18 protein-coding genes and 2 pseudogenes are annotated in these 20,910 nt (G+C 48.3%); 18 read left to right on the forward strand and 2 right to left on the reverse strand.

Translation table 11 applies throughout. The features are described 5' to 3' along the window. Positions 1-49: 49 nt before the first annotated feature. From rplJ to rpoB, 3 genes are all read left to right on the forward strand, one after another. Positions 50-550, forward strand: coding sequence for a 50S ribosomal protein L10 (gene rplJ, locus HT085_RS10255; protein WP_003690107.1), 501 nt, complete (start codon positions 50-52; stop codon positions 548-550). Positions 551-607: 57 nt separating this feature from the next. Continuing rightward, a complete protein-coding gene (gene rplL / locus HT085_RS10260; protein ID WP_003690106.1) occupies positions 608-979 on the forward strand; it encodes a 50S ribosomal protein L7/L12 in 372 nt (123 codons plus the stop codon). A gap of 190 nt (positions 980-1,169) precedes the next feature. After that, a complete protein-coding gene (gene rpoB, locus HT085_RS10265) occupies positions 1,170-5,348 on the forward strand; it encodes a DNA-directed RNA polymerase subunit beta (protein WP_003690105.1) in 4,179 nt (1,392 codons plus the stop codon). Here rpoB and HT085_RS10270 read toward each other — a convergent pair. Next, the gene (locus HT085_RS10270; RefSeq protein ID WP_020996737.1) at positions 5,313-5,453 is read right to left on the reverse strand and encodes a hypothetical protein; all 141 of its coding nucleotides are present in this window, start codon (positions 5,451-5,453) and stop codon (positions 5,313-5,315) included. The genes rpoB and HT085_RS10270 overlap by 36 nt on opposite strands. 47 nt (positions 5,454-5,500) lie before the next feature. Here HT085_RS10270 and rpoC point away from each other — a divergent pair, with 47 nt between their 5' ends. From rpoC to rpsJ, 10 genes and pseudogenes are all read left to right on the forward strand, one after another. After that, complete coding sequence (gene rpoC, locus HT085_RS10275; RefSeq protein ID WP_003690305.1) at positions 5,501-9,676, forward strand: DNA-directed RNA polymerase subunit beta'; 4,176 nt, start codon at positions 5,501-5,503, stop codon at positions 9,674-9,676. Positions 9,677-9,963: 287 nt separating this feature from the next. Next, positions 9,964-10,377: a hypothetical protein gene (locus tag HT085_RS10280; RefSeq protein WP_010360919.1), complete on the forward strand. Its 414-nt coding sequence runs from the start codon at positions 9,964-9,966 to the stop codon at positions 10,375-10,377. A gap of 17 nt (positions 10,378-10,394) precedes the next feature. Beyond that, on the forward strand, positions 10,395-11,024 hold the full coding sequence (locus HT085_RS10285; RefSeq protein WP_003690102.1) for a factor H binding protein domain-containing protein: 630 nt from the start codon (positions 10,395-10,397) through the stop codon (positions 11,022-11,024). A 239-nt stretch (positions 11,025-11,263) separates the two neighbouring features. Further along, positions 11,264-11,506: a hypothetical protein gene (locus HT085_RS10290; RefSeq protein ID WP_010951359.1), complete on the forward strand. Its 243-nt coding sequence runs from the start codon at positions 11,264-11,266 to the stop codon at positions 11,504-11,506. 196 nt (positions 11,507-11,702) lie between these two features. Continuing rightward, positions 11,703-12,563, forward strand: a pseudogene (locus tag HT085_RS10295) (surface lipoprotein assembly modifier). 178 nt (positions 12,564-12,741) lie between these two features. Then, entirely contained in the window at positions 12,742-13,113 is a 372-nt protein-coding gene (rpsL, locus tag HT085_RS10305; protein ID WP_002218431.1) for a 30S ribosomal protein S12, read from the forward strand. Between the two features lie 117 nt (positions 13,114-13,230). Then, positions 13,231-13,701, forward strand: a complete 471-nt coding sequence (gene rpsG / locus HT085_RS10310; RefSeq protein WP_003690099.1) for a 30S ribosomal protein S7 — start codon at positions 13,231-13,233, stop codon at positions 13,699-13,701. Positions 13,702-13,719: 18 nt separating this feature from the next. Further along, on the forward strand, positions 13,720-15,825 hold the full coding sequence (gene fusA / locus HT085_RS10315; RefSeq protein WP_003690097.1) for an elongation factor G: 2,106 nt from the start codon (positions 13,720-13,722) through the stop codon (positions 15,823-15,825). An 87-nt stretch (positions 15,826-15,912) separates the two neighbouring features. Further along, complete coding sequence (gene tuf, locus HT085_RS10320; RefSeq protein ID WP_003690212.1) at positions 15,913-17,097, forward strand: elongation factor Tu; 1,185 nt, start codon at positions 15,913-15,915, stop codon at positions 17,095-17,097. 17 nt (positions 17,098-17,114) lie between these two features. Then, positions 17,115-17,426: a 30S ribosomal protein S10 gene (gene rpsJ, locus HT085_RS10325; RefSeq protein ID WP_002228872.1), complete on the forward strand. Its 312-nt coding sequence runs from the start codon at positions 17,115-17,117 to the stop codon at positions 17,424-17,426. Between the two features lie 341 nt (positions 17,427-17,767). On the opposite strand, the pseudogene HT085_RS10335 reads toward rpsJ, so the two are convergent. Beyond that, a pseudogene (locus HT085_RS10335) lies at positions 17,768-17,884 on the reverse strand (IS5/IS1182 family transposase); the annotation flags it as partial. A 327-nt stretch (positions 17,885-18,211) separates the two neighbouring features. Here HT085_RS10335 and rplC point away from each other — a divergent pair. The 5 genes from rplC to rpsS are packed head-to-tail and all read left to right on the forward strand — an operon-like array spanning position 18,212 to position 20,910. Next, on the forward strand, positions 18,212-18,856 hold the full coding sequence (gene rplC, locus HT085_RS10340; protein ID WP_003690089.1) for a 50S ribosomal protein L3: 645 nt from the start codon (positions 18,212-18,214) through the stop codon (positions 18,854-18,856). After that, the gene (gene rplD / locus HT085_RS10345; RefSeq protein WP_003690088.1) at positions 18,856-19,476 is read left to right on the forward strand and encodes a 50S ribosomal protein L4; all 621 of its coding nucleotides are present in this window, start codon (positions 18,856-18,858) and stop codon (positions 19,474-19,476) included. The genes rplC and rplD overlap by 1 nt, the downstream gene beginning before the upstream one ends. After that, positions 19,473-19,787: a 50S ribosomal protein L23 gene (rplW, locus tag HT085_RS10350; protein ID WP_010359449.1), complete on the forward strand. Its 315-nt coding sequence runs from the start codon at positions 19,473-19,475 to the stop codon at positions 19,785-19,787. The genes rplD and rplW overlap by 4 nt, the downstream gene beginning before the upstream one ends. Before the next feature lie 5 nt (positions 19,788-19,792). After that, the gene (gene rplB, locus HT085_RS10355; protein WP_003690083.1) at positions 19,793-20,626 is read left to right on the forward strand and encodes a 50S ribosomal protein L2; all 834 of its coding nucleotides are present in this window, start codon (positions 19,793-19,795) and stop codon (positions 20,624-20,626) included. Positions 20,627-20,631: 5 nt separating this feature from the next. Beyond that, positions 20,632-20,910: a 30S ribosomal protein S19 gene (rpsS, locus tag HT085_RS10360; protein WP_003690082.1), complete on the forward strand. Its 279-nt coding sequence runs from the start codon at positions 20,632-20,634 to the stop codon at positions 20,908-20,910.

Below are 20,910 nucleotides of genomic sequence, written 5' to 3' on the forward strand. Positions count from 1 at the left end.
GGTGGGATATCGTTTTGGTATCCTGTTTATAAACAGTGGGAGGTAGACCTTGAGTCTCAATATTGAAACCAAGAAAGTGGCGGTCGAGGAAATTAGCGCGGCAATTGCTAATGCTCAAACCCTCGTAGTCGCTGAATATCGCGGTATCAGTGTTTCCAGTATGACTGAGCTTCGTGCGAATGCACGTAAAGAAGGCGTTTATTTGCGCGTTCTGAAAAATACTCTGGCTCGTCGCGCAGTGCAAGGTACTTCATTTGTAGAATTGGCCGATCAAATGGTTGGTCCGTTGGTTTACGCTGCTTCTGAAGATGCTGTTGCTGCTGCTAAAGTGTTGCACCAATTCGCGAAAAAAGATGACAAAATTGTCGTTAAAGCCGGTTCTTACAATGGCGAAGTAATGAATGCTGCTCAGGTTGCTGAGTTGGCTTCTATTCCGAGCCGCGAAGAGCTGTTGTCCAAACTGTTGTTCGTTATGCAAGCTCCTGTATCGGGCTTTGCGCGCAGTTTGGCTGCTTTGGCAGAGAAAAAAGCCGGCGAAGAAGCTGCTTAATCGATTTTGTTTCTGTTAATCAATTATTTTTTAATACAATATTTGGAGTAAAATAGCATGGCTATTACTAAAGAAGACATTTTGGAAGCAGTTGGTTCTTTGACCGTAATGGAATTGAATGACCTGGTTAAAGCTTTTGAAGAAAAATTCGGTGTTTCTGCTGCTGCTGTTGCAGTTGCAGGTCCTGCTGGTGCCGGTGCTGCCGATGCTGAAGAAAAAACCGAATTTGATGTCGTTTTGGCTTCTGCCGGCGATCAAAAAGTCGGCGTGATTAAAGTTGTCCGTGCAATTACTGGTTTGGGTCTGAAAGAAGCTAAAGACATCGTTGACGGCGCACCTAAAACCATTAAAGAGGGTGTTTCTAAAGCTGAAGCCGAAGACATCCAAAAACAACTGGAAGCAGCAGGCGCTAAAGTCGAAATCAAATAATTTGATGCTTCTTATGAAGGCTGGCAGTTTTCTGCCAGCCTTATTTTGCTTCTTAAAATAAGCATTAAGTATTGTTTACATTTATTTGCATAGTTTTTATCAAATCATTGCAAATAAATGTAAATATCAGATTGATGCGTACCGTTGTTTTCAGACGGCCTATTATTGAAAATTACTTTTCGGAGTGTGTATGAACTATTCGTTTACCGAGAAAAAACGTATCCGTAAGAGTTTTGCAAAGCGGGAAAATGTTTTGGAAGTTCCTTTTCTACTGGCAACCCAAATTGATTCTTATGCGAAATTTTTGCAGCTGGAAAATGCTTTTGACAAACGTACCGATGACGGTCTGCAAGCGGCATTTAATTCTATTTTCCCGATTGTGAGCCACAACGGTTATGCTCGTCTGGAGTTTGTATATTACACGCTGGGCGAGCCTTTGTTCGATATCCCTGAATGTCAATTGCGCGGAATCACTTATGCTGCCCCTCTGCGCGCGCGTATCCGTTTGGTGATTTTGGATAAGGAAGCGTCTAAACCGACGGTAAAAGAAGTTCGTGAAAACGAAGTGTATATGGGCGAAATTCCGTTGATGACCCCGAGCGGTTCTTTTGTGATTAACGGCACAGAGCGTGTGATTGTTTCCCAGTTGCACCGTTCGCCCGGTGTGTTCTTCGAGCATGACAAAGGTAAGACACACTCTTCCGGCAAATTGTTATTCTCCGCCCGCATCATTCCCTACCGTGGTTCATGGTTGGATTTTGAATTTGATCCGAAAGATTTGCTGTATTTCCGTATCGACCGCCGCCGTAAAATGCCGGTAACGATTTTGTTGAAGGCTTTGGGCTACAACAATGAGCAAATCTTGGATATTTTCTACGACAAAGAAACGTTTTATTTGTCTTCAAACGGTGTTCAAACCGATTTGGTCGCAGGCCGTCTGAAAGGCGAAACTGCCAAGGTCGATATCTTGGATAAAGAAGGCAATGTATTGGTTGCCAAAGGTAAGCGCATTACTGCGAAAAATATCCGTGATATTACCAATGCAGGCCTGACCCGTTTGGATGTAGAACAGGAAAGCCTGCTGGGCAAAGCATTGGCTGCCGATTTGATTGATTCGGAAACCGGCGAGGTATTGGCTTCTGCCAATGATGAAATTACAGAAGAGTTGTTGGCCAAATTTGATATTAACGGCGTAAAAGAAATTACGACCCTTTACATCAATGAGTTGGATCAGGGTGCTTATATTTCCAATACCTTGCGCACGGATGAGACTGCCGGCCGGCAGGCGGCGCGTGTTGCGATTTACCGTATGATGCGTCCGGGCGAACCGCCCACCGAAGAGGCGGTCGAGCAATTGTTTAACCGCTTGTTCTTCAGTGAAGACAGCTACGATTTGTCCCGCGTAGGCCGTATGAAATTTAATACGCGCACATACGAACAAAAACTGTCCGAAGCCCAACAAAACTCTTGGTACGGCCGCCTGTTGAACGAGACGTTTGCCGGTGCTGCCGACAAAGGCGGTTATGTCCTGAGCGTCGAAGATATTGTCGCCTCGATTGCGACTTTGGTCGAGTTGCGTAACGGCCATGGCGAAGTGGACGATATCGATCACTTGGGCAACCGTCGAGTACGGTCGGTAGGCGAGCTGACTGAAAACCAATTCCGCAGCGGTTTGGCTCGTGTGGAACGTGCCGTAAAAGAACGTTTGAATCAGGCGGAATCAGAAAACTTGATGCCGCACGACTTGATTAATGCGAAACCCGTTTCTGCCGCCATCAAAGAATTCTTCGGCTCCAGCCAATTGAGTCAGTTTATGGATCAGACCAATCCCTTGTCTGAAGTAACCCATAAACGCCGTGTATCTGCATTGGGCCCGGGCGGTTTGACCCGCGAACGTGCCGGCTTCGAAGTGCGGGACGTGCATCCGACCCACTATGGACGTGTATGTCCTATTGAAACGCCTGAAGGTCCGAACATCGGTTTGATCAACTCATTGTCTGTTTACGCGCGCACCAATGATTACGGTTTCTTGGAAACGCCTTACCGCCGCGTTATTGACGGCAAAGTAACCGAGGAAATTGATTACTTGTCTGCCATCGAAGAAGGCCGCTATGTGATTGCACAGGCGAATGCCGATTTGGATTCAGACGGCAATCTGATTGGCGATTTGGTTACCTGTCGTGAAAAAGGCGAAACCATTATGGCAACGCCCGACCGCGTCCAATATATGGACGTGGCAACCGGTCAGGTGGTATCCGTTGCGGCATCCCTGATTCCGTTCTTGGAACACGATGACGCGAACCGCGCATTGATGGGTGCCAACATGCAACGTCAGGCAGTGCCTTGTCTGCGTCCTGAAAAACCGATGGTCGGTACCGGTATCGAGCGTTCCGTTGCCGTTGACTCTGCTACTGCAATCGTTGCCCGCCGAGGCGGCGTGGTCGAGTATGTCGATGCCAACCGCGTTGTGATCCGTGTCCATGACGACGAAGCGACTGCCGGCGAAGTGGGTGTCGATATTTACAATTTGGTTAAATTCACCCGTTCCAATCAATCTACCAACATCAACCAACGTCCGGCTGTCAAAGCAGGCGATGTTTTGCAACGCGGCGATTTGGTGGCCGACGGCGCGTCCACCGATTTGGGCGAATTGGCTTTGGGTCAAAATATGACCATCGCCTTCATGCCGTGGAACGGTTACAACTACGAAGACTCGATTCTGATTTCCGAAAAAGTGGCTGCGGACGACCGCTATACTTCGATTCACATTGAGGAATTGAATGTCGTTGCCCGCGATACCAAGCTGGGTGCGGAAGACATTACCCGCGATATTCCGAACTTGTCCGAGCGTATGCAAAACCGTTTGGACGAATCCGGTATCGTTTACATCGGTGCGGAAGTAGAAGCCGGCGATGTGTTGGTAGGCAAGGTAACGCCTAAAGGCGAAACCCAGCTGACGCCGGAAGAAAAACTGCTGCGCGCCATCTTCGGCGAAAAAGCGTCTGACGTAAAAGATACTTCATTGCGTATGCCTACCGGTATGAGCGGTACGGTTATCGACGTTCAAGTCTTTACCCGCGAAGGCATCCAACGCGACAAACGCGCCCAATCCATTATCGATTCCGAATTGAAACGCTACCGTTTGGATTTGAACGACCAATTGCGTATTTTCGACAACGACGCATTCGACCGTATCGAGCGTATGATTGTCGGTCAGAAAGCCAACGGCGGTCCGATGAAGCTGGCCAAAGGCAGCGAAATCACGACCGAATATCTGGCGGGTCTGCCGAGCAGGCACGATTGGTTTGATATCCGTTTGACCGATGAAGATTTGGCCAAGCAGTTGGAACTGATTAAATTGAGCCTGCAACAAAAACGCGAAGAAGCGGATGAGTTGTATGAGATCAAGAAGAAAAAACTGACCCAAGGCGACGAGCTGCAACCCGGCGTACAAAAAATGGTGAAAGTCTTTATCGCCATCAAACGCCGTCTGCAAGCCGGTGACAAAATGGCGGGCCGCCACGGTAATAAAGGTGTGGTATCTCGCATTCTGCCTGTGGAAGACATGCCGTACATGGCGGACGGCCGTCCTGTGGACATCGTACTGAACCCGTTGGGCGTACCTTCCCGTATGAACATCGGTCAGATTTTGGAAGTTCACTTGGGTTGGGCGGCAAAAGGTATCGGCGAGCGCATCGACCGTATGCTGAAAGAGCGACGCAAAGCCGGCGAGCTGCGCGAGTTCTTGAACAAACTCTACAACGGCAGCGGTAAGAAAGAAGATTTGGACAGCCTGACTGATGAAGAAATCATCGAATTGGCTTCCAATCTGCGTAAAGGTGCATCTTTCGCCTCTCCTGTATTCGACGGTGCGAAAGAGTCTGAAATCCGCGAAATGTTGAACTTGGCTTACCCAAGCGAAGATCCTGAGGTTGAGAAACTGGGCTTCAACGACAGTAAAACTCAAATCACGCTGTATGACGGCCGTTCAGGCGAAGCATTTGACCGCAAGGTTACAGTCGGTGTGATGCACTATCTGAAACTGCACCACTTGGTTGACGAAAAAATGCACGCGCGTTCTACCGGCCCGTACAGTCTGGTTACTCAACAACCTCTGGGCGGTAAAGCTCAGTTTGGCGGCCAACGTTTCGGTGAGATGGAGGTTTGGGCATTGGAAGCATACGGCGCGGCATACACGCTGCAAGAGATGCTGACTGTGAAGTCTGACGACGTGAACGGCCGTACCAAAATGTACGAAAACATCGTCAAAGGCGAACACAAAATCGATGCCGGTATGCCCGAGTCCTTCAACGTATTGGTCAAAGAGATTCGCTCACTGGGTTTGGATATCGATTTGGAACGCTACTGATACGGGTTTCAGACGGCATAAGGGGAGCTGTTCTGCAGGTATGCGGGGCAGCCCGACAATGTTTAAAAACGAAATGCCGTCTGAAAGCACTGTACCTTTATCCATATCGAAAATCCGCCACGCGGTAAAAATATTTCCTTCAAGGAGCAGAAATGAATTTGTTGAACTTATTTAATCCGTTGCAAACCGCAGGTATGGAAGAAGAGTTTGATGCCATCAAAATCGGTATTGCCTCTCCCGAAACCATCCGCTCATGGTCTTATGGCGAAGTTAAAAAACCTGAAACCATCAACTACCGTACGTTCAAACCCGAGCGCGACGGCTTGTTCTGCGCCAAAATCTTTGGCCCGGTCAAAGACTACGAATGCTTGTGCGGAAAATACAAACGATTGAAATTTAAAGGCGTAACCTGTGAAAAATGTGGCGTAGAAGTTACCCTGTCCAAAGTGCGCCGCGAACGCATGGGCCATATCGAATTGGCTGCACCCGTTGCCCATATTTGGTTCTTGAAATCCCTGCCTTCCCGCTTGGGTATGGTATTGAACATGACGTTGCGTGATATCGAACGCGTATTGTACTTTGAAGCATTCGTGGTGACCGATCCCGGCATGACTCCGTTGCAACGTCGTCAATTGCTGACTGAAGACGATTACTACAACAAACTGGACGAATACGGCGACGACTTCGATGCCAAAATGGGTGCGGAAGGTATCCGCGAATTGTTGCGAACCTTGGATGTAGCAGGCGAAATCGAAATCCTGCGCCAAGAGCTTGAATCGACCGGTTCTGACACCAAAATCAAAAAAATCGCTAAACGCTTGAAAGTATTGGAAGCCTTCCATCGTTCCGGTATGAAGCTGGAGTGGATGATTATGGATGTGCTGCCGGTATTGCCGCCTGATTTGCGTCCGTTGGTTCCGTTGGACGGCGGCCGTTTTGCCACTTCCGATTTGAACGATTTGTACCGCCGCGTCATCAACCGCAACAACCGTCTGAAACGCCTGCTGGAACTGCATGCGCCTGACATCATCGTCCGCAACGAAAAACGTATGTTGCAAGAAGCGGTTGACTCGCTGTTGGATAACGGCCGTCGCGGTAAAGCCATGACCGGAGCCAACAAACGTCCGCTGAAATCGTTGGCAGATATGATTAAAGGTAAAGGCGGCCGCTTCCGTCAAAACCTGTTGGGCAAACGTGTGGACTACTCCGGCCGTTCCGTGATTACCGTAGGCCCATACCTGCGTCTGCACCAATGCGGTTTGCCGAAAAAAATGGCGTTGGAACTGTTCAAACCATTTATTTTCCACAAATTGGAAAAACAAGGTTTGGCGTCTACCGTTAAAGCTGCGAAAAAATTGGTAGAACAAGAAGTACCTGAAGTATGGGATATCTTGGAAGAAGTCATCCGCGAACATCCGATTATGTTGAACCGTGCGCCGACCCTGCACCGTTTGGGTATTCAAGCGTTCGAGCCTATTCTGATCGAAGGTAAAGCGATTCAGTTGCACCCATTGGTGTGTGCCGCATTTAATGCCGACTTTGACGGTGACCAAATGGCAGTACACGTTCCATTGAGCTTGGAAGCGCAAATGGAAGCACGCACGCTGATGCTGGCTTCAAACAACGTATTGTCTCCTGCCAACGGCGAACCGATTATCGTACCTTCCCAAGACATCGTATTGGGTCTGTACTACATGACCCGCGACCGTATCAATGCCAAAGGCGAGGGCAGCCTGTTTGCCGATGTGAAAGAAGTGCATCGTGCATACCATACCAAACAGGTCGAGCTGGGTACAAAAATAACCGTACGTCTGCGCGAATGGGTGAAAAACGAAGCAGGTGAGTTTGAGCCTGTCGTTAACCGTTACGAAACAACCGTCGGCCGTGCATTGTTGAGCGAAATCCTGCCGAAAGGCCTGCCGTTTGAATATGTCAACAAAGCGTTGAAGAAAAAAGAAATTTCCAAGCTGATTAACGCATCGTTCCGCCTGTGCGGCTTGCGCGATACGGTTATCTTCGCCGACCACCTGATGTACACCGGTTTCGGATTTGCGGCAAAAGGCGGTATTTCCATTGCCGTTGACGATATGGAAATTCCAAAAGAAAAAGCGGCCTTGCTGGCTGAAGCCAATGCCGAAGTTAAAGAAATCGAAGACCAATACCGTCAAGGTTTGGTTACCAACGGCGAACGCTACAACAAAGTGGTGGATATTTGGGGTCGTGCCGGCGATAAGATTGCTAAAGCGATGATGGACAACCTGTCCAAACAAAAAGTTATCGACCGTGACGGCAACGAAGTCGATCAAGAGTCATTCAACTCCATTTATATGATGGCGGACTCCGGTGCCCGTGGTTCTGCGGCTCAGATTAAACAGTTGTCCGGTATGCGCGGTTTGATGGCGAAACCTGACGGATCGATTATTGAAACGCCGATTACCTCAAACTTCCGCGAAGGTCTGACCGTATTGCAATACTTTATTGCGACCCACGGTGCGCGTAAGGGTTTGGCGGATACCGCGTTGAAAACCGCGAACTCCGGTTACCTGACCCGTCGTCTGGTAGACGTAACTCAAGACTTGGTCGTTGTTGAAGACGATTGCGGTACTTCAGACGGCTTTGTCATGAAGGCAGTGGTACAAGGCGGTGATGTGATTGAAGCATTGCGCGATCGTATTTTGGGTCGTGTTACCGCGTCTGACGTTGTCGATCCGTCAAGCGGCGAGACTTTGGTTGAAGCCGGTACGTTGTTGACTGAAAAACTGGTGGATATGATTGACCAATCCGGTGTCGATGAAGTCAAAGTCCGTACTCCGATTACTTGTAAAACCCGCCACGGTCTGTGCGCGCACTGTTACGGCCGCGACTTGGCGCGCGGCAAACTGGTCAATGCCGGCGAGGCAGTCGGCGTGATTGCGGCTCAGTCTATTGGTGAACCGGGTACCCAGTTGACCATGCGTACGTTCCACATCGGTGGTGCGGCATCCCGTGCGGCAGCAGCCAGCCAAGTCGAAGCCAAATCCAACGGTACGGCACGTTTCAGCAGCCAAATGCGTTATGTTGCCAACAACAAAGGCGAGTTGGTTGTCATCGGCCGTTCTTGCGAAGTCGTGATTCACGATGACATCGGCCGTGAACGCGAACGCCACAAAGTACCTTACGGTGCCATCCTGCTGGTACAAGACGGTATGGCCATTAAAGCCGGTCAAACCTTGGCAACTTGGGATCCGCATACCCGTCCGATGATTACCGAACATGCAGGTATGGTGAAATTCGAGAACATGGAAGAGGGCGTTACCGTTGCAAAACAAACCGATGATGTAACCGGTTTGTCCGCTTTGGTAGTGATTGACGGTAAACGCCGTTCCTCTAGTGCTTCCAAACTGCTGCGTCCGACTGTGAAACTCTTGGACGAAAACGGCGTGGAAATCTGTATTCCCGGTACGTCCACTCCGGTTTCGATGGCATTCCCCGTTGGTGCGGTGATTACCGTACGCGAAGGTCAGGAAATCGGTAAAGGCGACGTATTGGCGCGTATTCCGCAAGCCTCTTCCAAAACCCGCGACATTACCGGCGGTCTGCCGCGCGTTGCCGAGCTGTTTGAAGCACGCGTGCCGAAAGATGCCGGTATGCTGGCGGAAATTACCGGTACCGTTTCCTTCGGTAAGGAGACCAAAGGCAAACAACGTCTGATTATCACTGACGTGGACGGTGTAGCATACGAGACTTTGATTTCCAAAGAGAAACAAATTCTGGTACATGACGGTCAAGTGGTAAACCGAGGCGAAACCATTGTGGACGGCGCGGTCGATCCGCACGATATTCTGCGTCTGCAAGGTATCGAAGCACTGGCACGCTACATTGTCCAAGAGGTGCAAGAGGTTTACCGCCTGCAAGGTGTGAAGATTTCCGATAAACACATCGAAGTCATCATCCGTCAAATGTTGCGCCGTGTGAACATTGCGGATGCCGGCGAAACCGGGTTTATTACCGGAGAGCAGGTCGAACGCGGCGATATGATGGCGGCCAATGAAAAAGCTTTGGAAGAAGGCAAAGAGCCGGCACGTTACGAAAACATATTGCTGGGTATTACCAAAGCCTCCCTGTCCACCGACAGCTTCATTTCTGCCGCATCGTTCCAAGAAACCACCCGTGTGTTGACCGAAGCTGCCATCATGGGCAAACAAGACGAACTGCGCGGTCTGAAAGAGAATGTCATCGTCGGTCGCCTGATTCCTGCCGGTACCGGTTTGACTTATCACCGCAGCCGTCATCAGCAATGGCAAGGGGTAGAGCAGGAGACTGCTGAAACCCAAGTAACGGATGAATAATCTTCGGCGCGTTCATTCAATAAAAAACCGCAAGCCTTGAGCTTGCGGTTTTTCTTTGTCCGATTAAGGCAAAAACAAGCGTTTTCGTCATTTTGAGGCGTGTGGATATAAGCCCGATAAGTGTCCCATATCTTCGTGCCGTCAAATTATGCATCGAATAGAACGAGTTAAATCCGAAGGTTATTGTGTTAAATATTGCAAAAATACTTTAAAAATTTCGCACGGTGGGGGGTAGAATTCCCAGACTTAAAGCTTAAGTTTTTTTAACAAAGTTTGGGGGAGTCTAAATGAAAGTATCTCAATCAGCAATGAATAAACTTGTTATTGCTGTTATTGCTTCTATGGGGCTAACAGCGTGCGCGGGTGGCGGTTCCGATTCATCTATGTCGGTTCAACCAAGCGTTTCGGAACAACTGAAAGACAATGCAAATGTTGATGCGAAAGATGAAAAAGTTATTGAATATCTGAAGAAATCATCATTAAAAGATGTACCAAAAGAATTGCAAGCCAAAGTATTAAAGGTTAAAGGTGATGAATATACAGGAGTGCGAAAACAATATGCAGGTAAGCTCGGTAAGGGTGAATCTGTCAAGGCAATGCTATTTCTAGACGGCGAAGAGCCGTTTAGTAAGGAACAACTTCAGAAGATGGATGTATATGTTAATGGTAAAAAATACGAAGGTAGTAAGGGGGGGAACTAGATGTTCTCCCCAAAGGTTTGAGTGAGCAAAAGATTGAGTTTTACGGTGCGGATAAAGAACAGAATTATGCGCTATTAAAAACTTGGGTTTATGAGCAACCGTATTCTGTGGTTAGAGGCTATTTTGGCTACAGTCGAAAAGACGGTAATCCTATAGAAGAGGATGGACAAAATCCTGAAGAGATTCCTTTTGACTTGTATCTGGGCGACATTAGAGGCGTGGCAACAGATGAAGACAAATTACCCAAGGCTGGGAGCTTTCAATATGAAGGTCGGGCATTTGGCGGTAATGGGGTTTTATCCAAAGAATCGTTAGATAACCATAATGGCGTATTTAGATACACAATTGATTTTGATCGTAGAAAAGGCTCTGGCTCAATTGAAGGAATGGAACAATATGGCAAGATCAAATTAGAAGAAGCTGCTATTGAGAGAATCCCTTATCGAGAGTCCGGCTCCAGCTTGGGGTTGAAAGACCGGGTTTCTTATTTCGGCGTGAACGAAGGGGTGGCTATGTTAGAGAAGGATAATGAGATTAAAAAGTATCATTTGGGTATTTTCGGCGAAGCGGCTAATGAAGTAGCAGGTGCTGTAAGCCAAGAGCATAAACATCAAGCTGTTATCGGTTTCGGCGGCGAGAAGAAATAGAGAAAGCACTATTTCTATTTAGTGCCGTTTGTCCGGGCAAGATGCCGTCTGAAGTTTCAGACGGCATTTTCTTCAAAAAACAGTCCGCCAAATCGAATACTGCCAAGCGGCAATGCAATACCTCAAAACAGCAATAATTTCTTTTAAAACAGTTGATTCTTACTGAACATAAATGGCCGGGCAATACGAAAAGAAAAATGGCGTTGCTGGGCATTTTATTTGAATTTGTTATGAAATTGATGAAATCTAAAAATATCTTTTTTATGGGATACCTAATCGCTTCGGCGACGTTTGCCGAGGATATCGGCGTGCCTGTCGAACCGATTAACGTCGGTAGTCGGGCTGCGATGCCGTCTGAAGGGGAAAGCCTCGCCCTCCTGCCGTTTGCAGAGGATGTGCCGCCGGTTCGCGATGCAATGCCGTCTGAAGTTCCTAAAAGCGCGGCAGGCGGCGATGTTCGAGGCGGCCGATCTATACCGTGAGTTGTTGTCGGAAAGACCCGATCTTGTTTATCCCCGTTTTGATTTGGGCGTGATGCTGTTTGAAGACAAACAATATCGTGAGGCATTGGTTCAGTTGCACCGGGCCGAGGAGGTGTTGCCGCCCGATATGCGGCAGCTTGCACGGGAATATATCCGTCAGGCGGAAGCGGTGCAGGCGTGGCATCCTTCGTTCAATATGAACTATGAACAAACAGATAATGTAAACAATGCGTCCCTTTCACGGGACATCGTCATCAACGGCCGGAAATGGATAAAATCGGAAGACAGCCTGCCCAAACGCGCCAACGGGATAAGGTATGAATTGGGTATTGACCGGATGTTTAACATGGCAGGCAATCACTTTGCCCGCTTAGGCATCAGCGGTTCCGGTGTGCATTATTGGAATGCCCGGGATTTTAGCGAACAGGCGTTTCATGCCGAAGTAGGCTACCGTTATCGGAATAGCCGTCTAGAGTGGGGATTCCGGCCCTTTGTCAAACAAAACCGGCTGGGCAATAACCGTTATACGGCAAATACGGGTATTGCGTTGGATTACAGCCGCCGTCTGAATGAAAAATGGCGCAGCACCCAATCTTTCCAGTATGGCCGCAAACAATACCATGACGAATATTTGGCAAAACGTTACAACAGTAAAACGATTTCGGTGAGCGGTACGTTCAGCTATTACGCTATGTCGGCTTGGCAGTTGTACGGGGGTATTAGCGGTATGTTTGATAATACTGTGGAGAAAGAGCAGGCTTCACGGCGTTATGGTGTAAGTTTGGGTACGGTGAAAATATTAGACGGCGGTCTTGGACTGAAGTTGGGTGCGGGTTACACGAAACGGATATTTAAAGCCCCTGCAACATTAATTTACAATTTTACTCGGCGTGATGATTAACATCGGATGAGCGCGGCTTTATGGCATAAAAAACTGTCGTGGAAAGGATTTACACCCCAAATAAATTTCCGTTACAACAAGAACAACAGCAATATGCCCGCCTTTTATTCGCACAGCGGCAAGGGATGGTTTGTCAGTATGGAAAAAACGTATTGACAGTATTTTCTCCAGCCGTCCGACTGATTGTGAGGGATGTCGGTAAATATTTATCGGCAAACAAGAAAATCATCTTTTTTCTTGTCGTTATGCTTGACTGTCTGCTTGCAATAAAAATATAATTCCACTCTTGCCGACATGGTGTCGGCAAGTATTTAACTCAACAGGACGAGAAAATATGCCAACTATCAACCAATTGGTACGCAAAGGCCGTCAAAAGCCCGTGTACGTAAACAAAGTGCCCGCACTGGAAGCCTGCCCGCAAAAACGCGGCGTGTGCACCCGTGTATACACGACTACCCCTAAAAAACCTAACTCTGCATTGCGTAAAGTATGTAAAGTCCGCCTGACCAACGGTTTTGAAGTCATTTCATATATCGGCGGTGAAGGCCACAACCTGCAAGAGCACAGCGTCGTACTGATTCGCGGCGGCCGTGTAAAAGACTTGCCGGGTGTACGTTACCACACTGTACGCGGTTCTTTGGATACTGCAGGTGTTAAAGACCGCAAACAAGCCCGTTCTAAATACGGTGCTAAGCGTCCTAAATAATTACCGGGACTCAAATAGGCACGTCGGCCGCCTAAGCTGAACAACGGCCGAGTAAGTGAATACTCAATTGGGTATTCATGGGAATAGACCCGACTGAATAGATTAAAGGAAATTAAAATGCCAAGACGTAGAGAAGTCCCCAAGCGCGACGTACTGCCAGATCCTAAATTCGGTAGCGTCGAGTTGACCAAATTCATGAACGTATTGATGATTGACGGTAAAAAATCCGTTGCCGAGCGTATCGTTTACGGTGCGTTGGAACAGATTGAGAAAAAAACCGGCAAAGCAGCAATCGAAGTATTTAACGAAGCCATTGCAAACTCCAAACCTATCGTGGAAGTGAAAAGCCGCCGTGTAGGTGGTGCAAACTACCAAGTTCCTGTTGAAGTTCGTCCTTCACGCCGTCTGGCTTTGGCAATGCGTTGGGTTCGCGACGCGGCCCGCAAACGTGGTGAGAAATCCATGGATCTGCGTTTGGCAGGCGAGTTGATTGATGCGTCCGAAGGCCGTGGCGGTGCGTTGAAAAAACGTGAAGAAGTACACCGTATGGCTGAAGCCAACAAAGCATTCTCTCACTTCCGTTTCTAATTTTGAAAGGCTAATAAAATGGCTCGTAAGACCCCGATCAGCCTGTACCGCAACATCGGTATTTCCGCCCATATCGATGCGGGTAAAACCACGACGACAGAACGTATTTTGTTCTATACCGGTTTGACCCACAAGCTGGGCGAAGTGCATGACGGTGCGGCTACTACCGACTACATGGAACAAGAGCAAGAGCGCGGTATTACCATTACCTCCGCTGCCGTTACTTCCTACTGGTCCGGTATGGCGAAACAATTCCCCGAGCACCGCTTCAACATCATCGACACCCCGGGGCACGTTGACTTTACCGTAGAGGTAGAGCGTTCTATGCGTGTATTGGACGGCGCGGTAATGGTTTACTGTGCGGTGGGCGGTGTTCAACCGCAATCTGAAACCGTATGGCGGCAAGCCAACAAATACCAAGTTCCGCGCTTGGCGTTTGTCAATAAAATGGACCGCCAAGGTGCCAACTTCTTCCGCGTTGTCGAGCAAATGAAAACCCGTTTGCGCGCAAACCCCGTACCTATCGTCATTCCGGTAGGCGCGGAAGACAGTTTCACCGGTGTTGTCGATTTGCTGAAAATGAAATCTATCATCTGGAATGAAGCCGATAAAGGTACAACCTTTACCTATGGCGATATTCCTGCCGAATTGGTCGAAACTGCCGAAGAATGGCGTCAAAATATGATTGAAGCCGCAGCCGAAGCCAGCGAAGAACTGATGGACAAATACTTGGGCGGTGAAGATCTGGCCGAAGAAGAAATCGTAGGCGCGTTGCGTCAACGTACTTTGGCAGGCGAAATTCAGCCTATGCTGTGCGGTTCTGCATTTAAAAACAAAGGTGTTCAACGTATGTTGGACGCAGTTGTAGAATTGCTGCCAGCTCCTACCGATATTCCTCCGGTTCAAGGTGTTAATCCTAACACTGAAGAAGCCGACAGCCGTCAAGCCAGCGATGAAGAGAAATTCTCTGCATTGGCATTCAAAATGTTGAACGACAAATACGTCGGTCAGCTGACCTTTATCCGCGTTTACTCAGGCGTAGTAAAATCCGGCGATACCGTACTGAATTCTGTAAAAGGCACTCGCGAACGTATCGGTCGTTTGGTGCAAATGACTGCCGCAGACCGTACTGAAATCGAAGAAGTACGCGCTGGCGACATCGCAGCCGCTATCGGTCTGAAAGACGTTACTACCGGTGAAACCTTGTGTGCGGAAAGCGCGCCGATTATCTTGGAACGTATGGAATTCCCCGAGCCGGTAATCCATATTGCCGTTGAGCCGAAAACCAAAGCCGACCAAGAGAAAATGGGTATCGCCCTGAACCGCTTGGCTAAAGAAGACCCTTCTTTCCGCGTTCGTACAGACGAAGAATCCGGTCAAACCATTATTTCCGGTATGGGTGAGCTGCACTTGGAAATTATTGTTGACCGTATGAAACGCGAATTCGGTGTGGAAGCAAATATCGGTGCACCTCAAGTGGCTTACCGTGAAACTATCCGCAAAGCCGTTAAAGCTGAATACAAACATGCAAAACAATCCGGTGGTAAAGGTCAATACGGTCACGTTGTGATTGAAATGGAACCTATGGAACCGGGTGGTGAAGGTTACGAGTTTATCGATGAAATTAAAGGTGGTGTGATTCCTCGCGAATTTATTCCGTCTGTCGATAAAGGTATCCGCGATACGTTGCCTAACGGTATCGTTGCCGGCTATCCTGTAGTTGACGTACGTATCCGTCTGGTATTCGGTTCTTACCATGATGTCGACTCTTCCCAATTGGCATTTGAATTGGCTGCTTCTCAAGCGTTTAAAGAAGGTATGCGTCAAGCATCTCCTGCCCTGCTTGAGCCGATTATGGCAGTTGAAGTGGAAACTCCGGAAGAATACATGGGCGACGTAATGGGCGACTTGAACCGCCGTCGCGGTGTTGTATTGGGTATGGATGATGACGGTATCGGCGGTAAAAAAGTCCGTGCCGAAGTACCTCTGGCAGAAATGTTCGGTTACTCGACCGACCTGCGTTCTGCAACCCAAGGCCGCGCTACTTACTCTATGGAGTTCAAGAAATATTCTGAAGCTCCTGCCCACATAGCTGCTGCTGTAACTGAAGCCCGTAAAGGCTAATCAGGCAAATAGGCCGTCTGAAAGGCTGAAATGATTTTTCAGATGGCATTGTTCTTTAATCGATCTTTAATGTAAAGGAATTAGCTCATGGCTAAGGAAAAATTCGAACGTAGCAAACCGCACGTAAACGTTGGCACCATCGGTCACGTTGACCATGGTAAAACCACCCTGACTGCTGCTTTGACTACTATTTTAGCTAAAAAATTCGGCGGCGCTGCAAAAGCTTACGACCAAATCGACAACGCACCCGAAGAAAAAGCACGCGGTATTACCATTAACACCTCGCACGTAGAATACGAAACCGAAACCCGCCACTACGCACACGTAGACTGTCCGGGTCACGCCGACTACGTTAAAAACATGATTACCGGCGCCGCACAAATGGACGGTGCAATCCTGGTATGTTCTGCTGCCGACGGCCCTATGCCGCAAACCCGCGAACACATCCTGCTGGCCCGTCAAGTAGGCGTACCTTACATCATCGTGTTCATGAACAAATGCGACATGGTCGACGATGCCGAGCTGTTGGAACTGGTTGAAATGGAAATCCGCGACCTGCTGTCCAGCTACGACTTCCCCGGCGACGACTGCCCGATCGTACAAGGTTCCGCACTGAAAGCCTTGGAAGGCGATGCCGCTTACGAAGAAAAAATCTTCGAACTGGCTACCGCATTGGACAGCTACATCCCGACTCCCGAGCGTGCCGTGGACAAACCATTCCTGCTGCCTATCGAAGACGTGTTCTCCATTTCCGGCCGCGGTACCGTAGTCACCGGCCGTGTAGAGCGAGGTATCATCCACGTTGGTGACGAGATTGAAATCGTCGGTCTGAAAGAAACCCAAAAAACCACCTGTACCGGCGTTGAAATGTTCCGCAAACTGCTGGACGAAGGTCAGGCGGGCGACAACGTAGGCGTATTGCTGCGCGGTACCAAACGTGAAGACGTAGAACGCGGTCAGGTATTGGCCAAACCGGGTACTATCACTCCTCACACCAAGTTCAAAGCAGAAGTGTACGTATTGAGCAAAGAAGAGGGCGGCCGCCATACCCCGTTTTTCGCCAACTACCGTCCCCAATTCTACTTCCGTACCACTGACGTAACCGGCGCGGTTACTTTGGAAAAAGGTGTGGAAATGGTAATGCCGGGTGAGAACGTAACCATTACTGTAGAACTGATTGCGCCTATCGCTATGGAAGAAGGTCTGCGCTTTGCGATTCGCGAAGGCGGCCGTACCGTGGGTGCCGGCGTGGTTTCTTCTGTTATCGCTTAATTGAAGGATATTGATAAATGGCAAACCAAAAAATCCGTATCCGCCTGAAAGCTTATGATTACGCCCTGATTGACCGTTCTGCACAAGAAATCGTTGAAACTGCAAAACGTACCGGTGCTGTTGTAAAAGGCCCGATTCCTTTGCCGACCAAAATCGAGCGTTTCAACATTTTGCGTTCTCCGCACATGAACAAAACTTCCCGTGAACAATTGGAAATCCGCACCCATTTGCGCCTGATGGACATCGTGGATTGGACCGATAAAACTACCGATGCGCTGATGAAGCTGGATTTGCCGGCCGGTGTTGATGTAGAAATCAAAGTCCAATAATTCGGACTGTCGAAAATCCCCAAGCAATCAATGCTTGGGGATTTTTTATGTTATGCCGTCTGAAAATATGCGGCGGCAAACAGATTTAAGGCAAAACAACAAAATCAAAAAACAGTGCGGTCGGTGAAATCGGCTTATTTTGTGCCTCAAGAATTTTCAGACGGCATTTTTTAGTGAACAAAACAGGATATTTTTTATCCATAACTTTCCTAAGGCTTGCCCCCCGAAAAAAGGTAGAATCGGGCTTGGTTTGGGCAGAAGCATCCATCTGATTCTAAGGATGGATGATGTTTTATTCTCAAGTAAATAAAGGAAAGATGATGAGCCTACTAATGTCTTTAAAGATATAGTGGATTAAATTTAAACCGGTACGGCGTTGCCTCGCCTTGCCGTACTATTTGTACTGTCTGCGGCTTCGTCGCTTTGTCCTGATTTAAATTTAATCCACTATATTTTAAACAACAAAGAATTGAATTTGGAAGAACGGCATGATTTGGAGCGGGCGGTTAAGATCTTGCAGGACACGCACGTCATCCCGGTTTGTCGGAGAAAGATGCATACGCCGTGATGGTCGGATACCGACACTTTAAAAGCATCCGACCCCATGCCTTCTGAAGATTCAAAACGCTTCAGACGGCATATTGAAGATATTTCTGATATTTCTGTTGATATTTCTTTGACTTGTCGGATATAATGTCAAGCTTGGTACATTTTTGCCAAGTTTAACTTTATCTGAAAGACAGGCCAATCGCAGCCTGTCCCTTTACTTTAAAAGGAAAATAATCATGACTTTAGGTCTGGTTGGACGCAAAGTTGGTATGACCCGCGTGTTCGACGAGCAGGGTGTTTCTGTTCCGGTAACCGTTTTGGATATGTCTGCCAACCGCGTTACACAAGTAAAATCCAAAGATACTGACGGCTATACCGCCGTTCAAGTTACCTTTGGTCAGAAAAAAGCCAATCGTGTCAACAAAGCCGAAGCCGGACACTTTGCAAAAGCAGGTGTTGAAGCCGGTCGCGGTTTGATTGAGTTTGCTTTGACTGAAGAAAAACTGGCTGAATTGAAAGCCGGTGACGAAATCACCGTTTCTATGTTTGAAGTCGGTCAACTGGTCGATGTAACCGGTACCTCTAAAGGTAAAGGTTTCTCCGGCACGATCAAACGTCATAACTTCGGTGCCCAACGTACTTCCCACGGTAACTCCCGTTCTCACCGCGTTCCAGGCTCTATCGGTGTGGCGCAAGACCCGGGTCGCGTGTTCCCCGGTAAGCGCATGGCCGGCCAATACGGCAACACCAAAGCAACTGTTCAAAAATTGGAAGTTGTCCGTGTTGATGCAGAACGCCAACTGCTGTTGGTTAAGGGTGCTGTTCCGGGTGCGGTCAACAGCGATGTTGTAGTTCGTCCCAGCGTGAAAGTAGGTGCGTAATGGAATTGAAAGTAATTGACGCTAAAGGACAAGTTTCAGGCAGCCTGTCTGTTTCTGATGCTTTGTTCGCCCGCGAATACAATGAAGCGTTGGTTCACCAGCTGGTAAATGCCTACTTGGCAAACGCCCGCTCTGGTAACCGTGCTCAAAAAACCCGTGCCGAAGTAAAACACTCAACCAAAAAACCATGGCGTCAAAAAGGTACCGGCCGCGCCCGTTCCGGTATGACTTCTTCTCCGCTGTGGCGTAAAGGCGGTCGCGCGTTCCCGAACAAACCCGACGAAAACTTCACTCAAAAAGTAAACCGTAAAATGTACCGTGCCGGTATGGCGACTATCCTGTCCCAATTGGCGCGTGACGAGCGTTTGTTTGTGATTGAGGCGTTGACTGCCGAAACTCCCAAAACCAAAGTTTTTGCCGAACAAGTAAAAAATTTGGCTCTGGAGCAAGTGCTGTTTGTAACCAAACGGCTCGACGAGAATGTTTACTTGGCTTCACGCAACTTGCCAAACGTATTGGTTTTGGAAGCTCAACAAGTTGATCCTTACAGCTTGCTGCGTTATAAAAAAGTAATCATCACTAAAGATGCGGTTGCACAATTAGAGGAGCAATGGGTATGAATCAACAACGTTTGACTCAAGTAATCTTGGCGCCTGTCGTTTCTGAAAAAAGCAACGTATTGGCTGAAAAATGCAACCAAATGACGTTTAAAGTCTTGGCAAATGCAACCAAACCTGAAATCAAAGCTGCTGTCGAGCTGCTGTTCGGTGTTCAAGTTGCTTCTGTAACTACCGTTACCACTAAAGGCAAAACTAAGCGTTTTGGTCGTATTTTGGGTCGCCGCAGCGATGTTAAAAAAGCTTATGTAAGCTTGGCTGACGGTCAAGAGTTGGATTTGGAAGCCGCTGCTGCAGCTGCAGATAAGGAATAAACAAAATGGCAATCGTTAAAATGAAGCCGACCTCTGCAGGCCGTCGCGGCATGGTTCGCGTGGTAACAGAAGGTTTGCACAAAGGTGCACCTTATGCACCCTTGCTTGAAAAGAAAAATTCTACTGCCGGCCGTAACAATAATGGTCATATCACCACCCGTCACAAAGGCGGCGGTCATAAACACCATTACCGTGTTGTAGACTTTAAACGTAACAAAGACGGCATTTCTGCTAAAGTAGAGCGTATCGAATACGATCCTAACCGTACTGCCTTCATCGCACTGTTGTGCTATGCAGACGGCGAGCGTCGTTACATCATCGCTCCTCGCGGTATTCAAGCCGGTGTCGTATTGGTTTCCGGTGCTGAAGCTGCCATCAAAGTAGGCAACACCCTGCCGATCCGCAACATTCCCGTTGGTACGACTATCCACTGTATCGAAATGAAACCCGGTAAAGGTGCTCAAATCGCACGTTCTGCCGGTGCTTCTGCGGTATTGTTGGCTAAAGAAGGTGCATACGCTCAAGTCCGTCTGCGCTCTGGCGAAGTTCGTAAAATCAACGTAGATTGCCGTGCGACCATCGGTGAAGTCGGTAACGAAGAGCAAAGTCTGAAAAAAATCGGTAAAGCCGGTGCTAACCGTTGGCGCGGTATTCGTCCGACCGTACGCGGTGTTGTCATGAATCCCGTCGATCACCCGCATGGTGGTGGTGAAGGCCGTACCGGCGAAGCCCGCGAACCGGTTAGTCCATGGGGTACTCCTGCTAAAGGCTACCGCACTCGTAATAACAAACGCACGGATAATATGATTGTTCGTCGCCGTTACTCAAATAAAGGTTAATTAGTATGGCTCGTTCATTGAAAAAAGGCCCATATGTAGACCTGCATTTGCTGAAAAAAGTAGATGCTGTTCGCGCAAGCAACGACAAACGCCCGATTAAAACCTGGTCTCGTCGTTCTACCATTCTGCCTGATTTTATCGGTCTGACCATTGCCGTGCACAACGGTCGCACCCATGTGCCTGTGTTTATCAGCGACAATATGGTTGGTCATAAATTAGGCGAATTCTCATTGACCCGTACCTTTAAAGGCCACCTGGCCGATAAAAAGGCTAAAAAGAAATAA

Source organism: Neisseria gonorrhoeae (genome assembly GCF_013030075.1).
GTDB classification, from domain to species: Bacteria; Pseudomonadota; Gammaproteobacteria; order Burkholderiales; family Neisseriaceae; genus Neisseria; species Neisseria gonorrhoeae.

Bases quoted from the DNA above. Each gene is read 5' to 3' on its own strand.
- rplL (WP_003690106.1), top strand. From the start codon at position 608: ATGGCTATTACTAAAGAAGACATTTTGGAAGCAGTTGGTTCTTTGACC.
- rpoB (WP_003690105.1), top strand. From the start codon at position 1,170: ATGAACTATTCGTTTACCGAGAAAAAACGTATCCGTAAGAGTTTTGCA.
- HT085_RS10270 (WP_020996737.1), bottom strand. From the start codon at position 5,453: ATGGATAAAGGTACAGTGCTTTCAGACGGCATTTCGTTTTTAAACATT.
- rpoC (WP_003690305.1), top strand. From the start codon at position 5,501: ATGAATTTGTTGAACTTATTTAATCCGTTGCAAACCGCAGGTATGGAA.
- HT085_RS10280 (WP_010360919.1), top strand. From the start codon at position 9,964: ATGAAAGTATCTCAATCAGCAATGAATAAACTTGTTATTGCTGTTATT.
- HT085_RS10290 (WP_010951359.1), top strand. From the start codon at position 11,264: ATGAAATCTAAAAATATCTTTTTTATGGGATACCTAATCGCTTCGGCG.
- rpsL (WP_002218431.1), top strand. From the start codon at position 12,742: ATGCCAACTATCAACCAATTGGTACGCAAAGGCCGTCAAAAGCCCGTG.
- rpsG (WP_003690099.1), top strand. From the start codon at position 13,231: ATGCCAAGACGTAGAGAAGTCCCCAAGCGCGACGTACTGCCAGATCCT.
- fusA (WP_003690097.1), top strand. From the start codon at position 13,720: ATGGCTCGTAAGACCCCGATCAGCCTGTACCGCAACATCGGTATTTCC.
- tuf (WP_003690212.1), top strand. From the start codon at position 15,913: ATGGCTAAGGAAAAATTCGAACGTAGCAAACCGCACGTAAACGTTGGC.
- rpsJ (WP_002228872.1), top strand. From the start codon at position 17,115: ATGGCAAACCAAAAAATCCGTATCCGCCTGAAAGCTTATGATTACGCC.
- rplC (WP_003690089.1), top strand. From the start codon at position 18,212: ATGACTTTAGGTCTGGTTGGACGCAAAGTTGGTATGACCCGCGTGTTC.
- rplD (WP_003690088.1), top strand. From the start codon at position 18,856: ATGGAATTGAAAGTAATTGACGCTAAAGGACAAGTTTCAGGCAGCCTG.
- rplW (WP_010359449.1), top strand. From the start codon at position 19,473: ATGAATCAACAACGTTTGACTCAAGTAATCTTGGCGCCTGTCGTTTCT.
- rplB (WP_003690083.1), top strand. From the start codon at position 19,793: ATGGCAATCGTTAAAATGAAGCCGACCTCTGCAGGCCGTCGCGGCATG.
- rpsS (WP_003690082.1), top strand. From the start codon at position 20,632: ATGGCTCGTTCATTGAAAAAAGGCCCATATGTAGACCTGCATTTGCTG.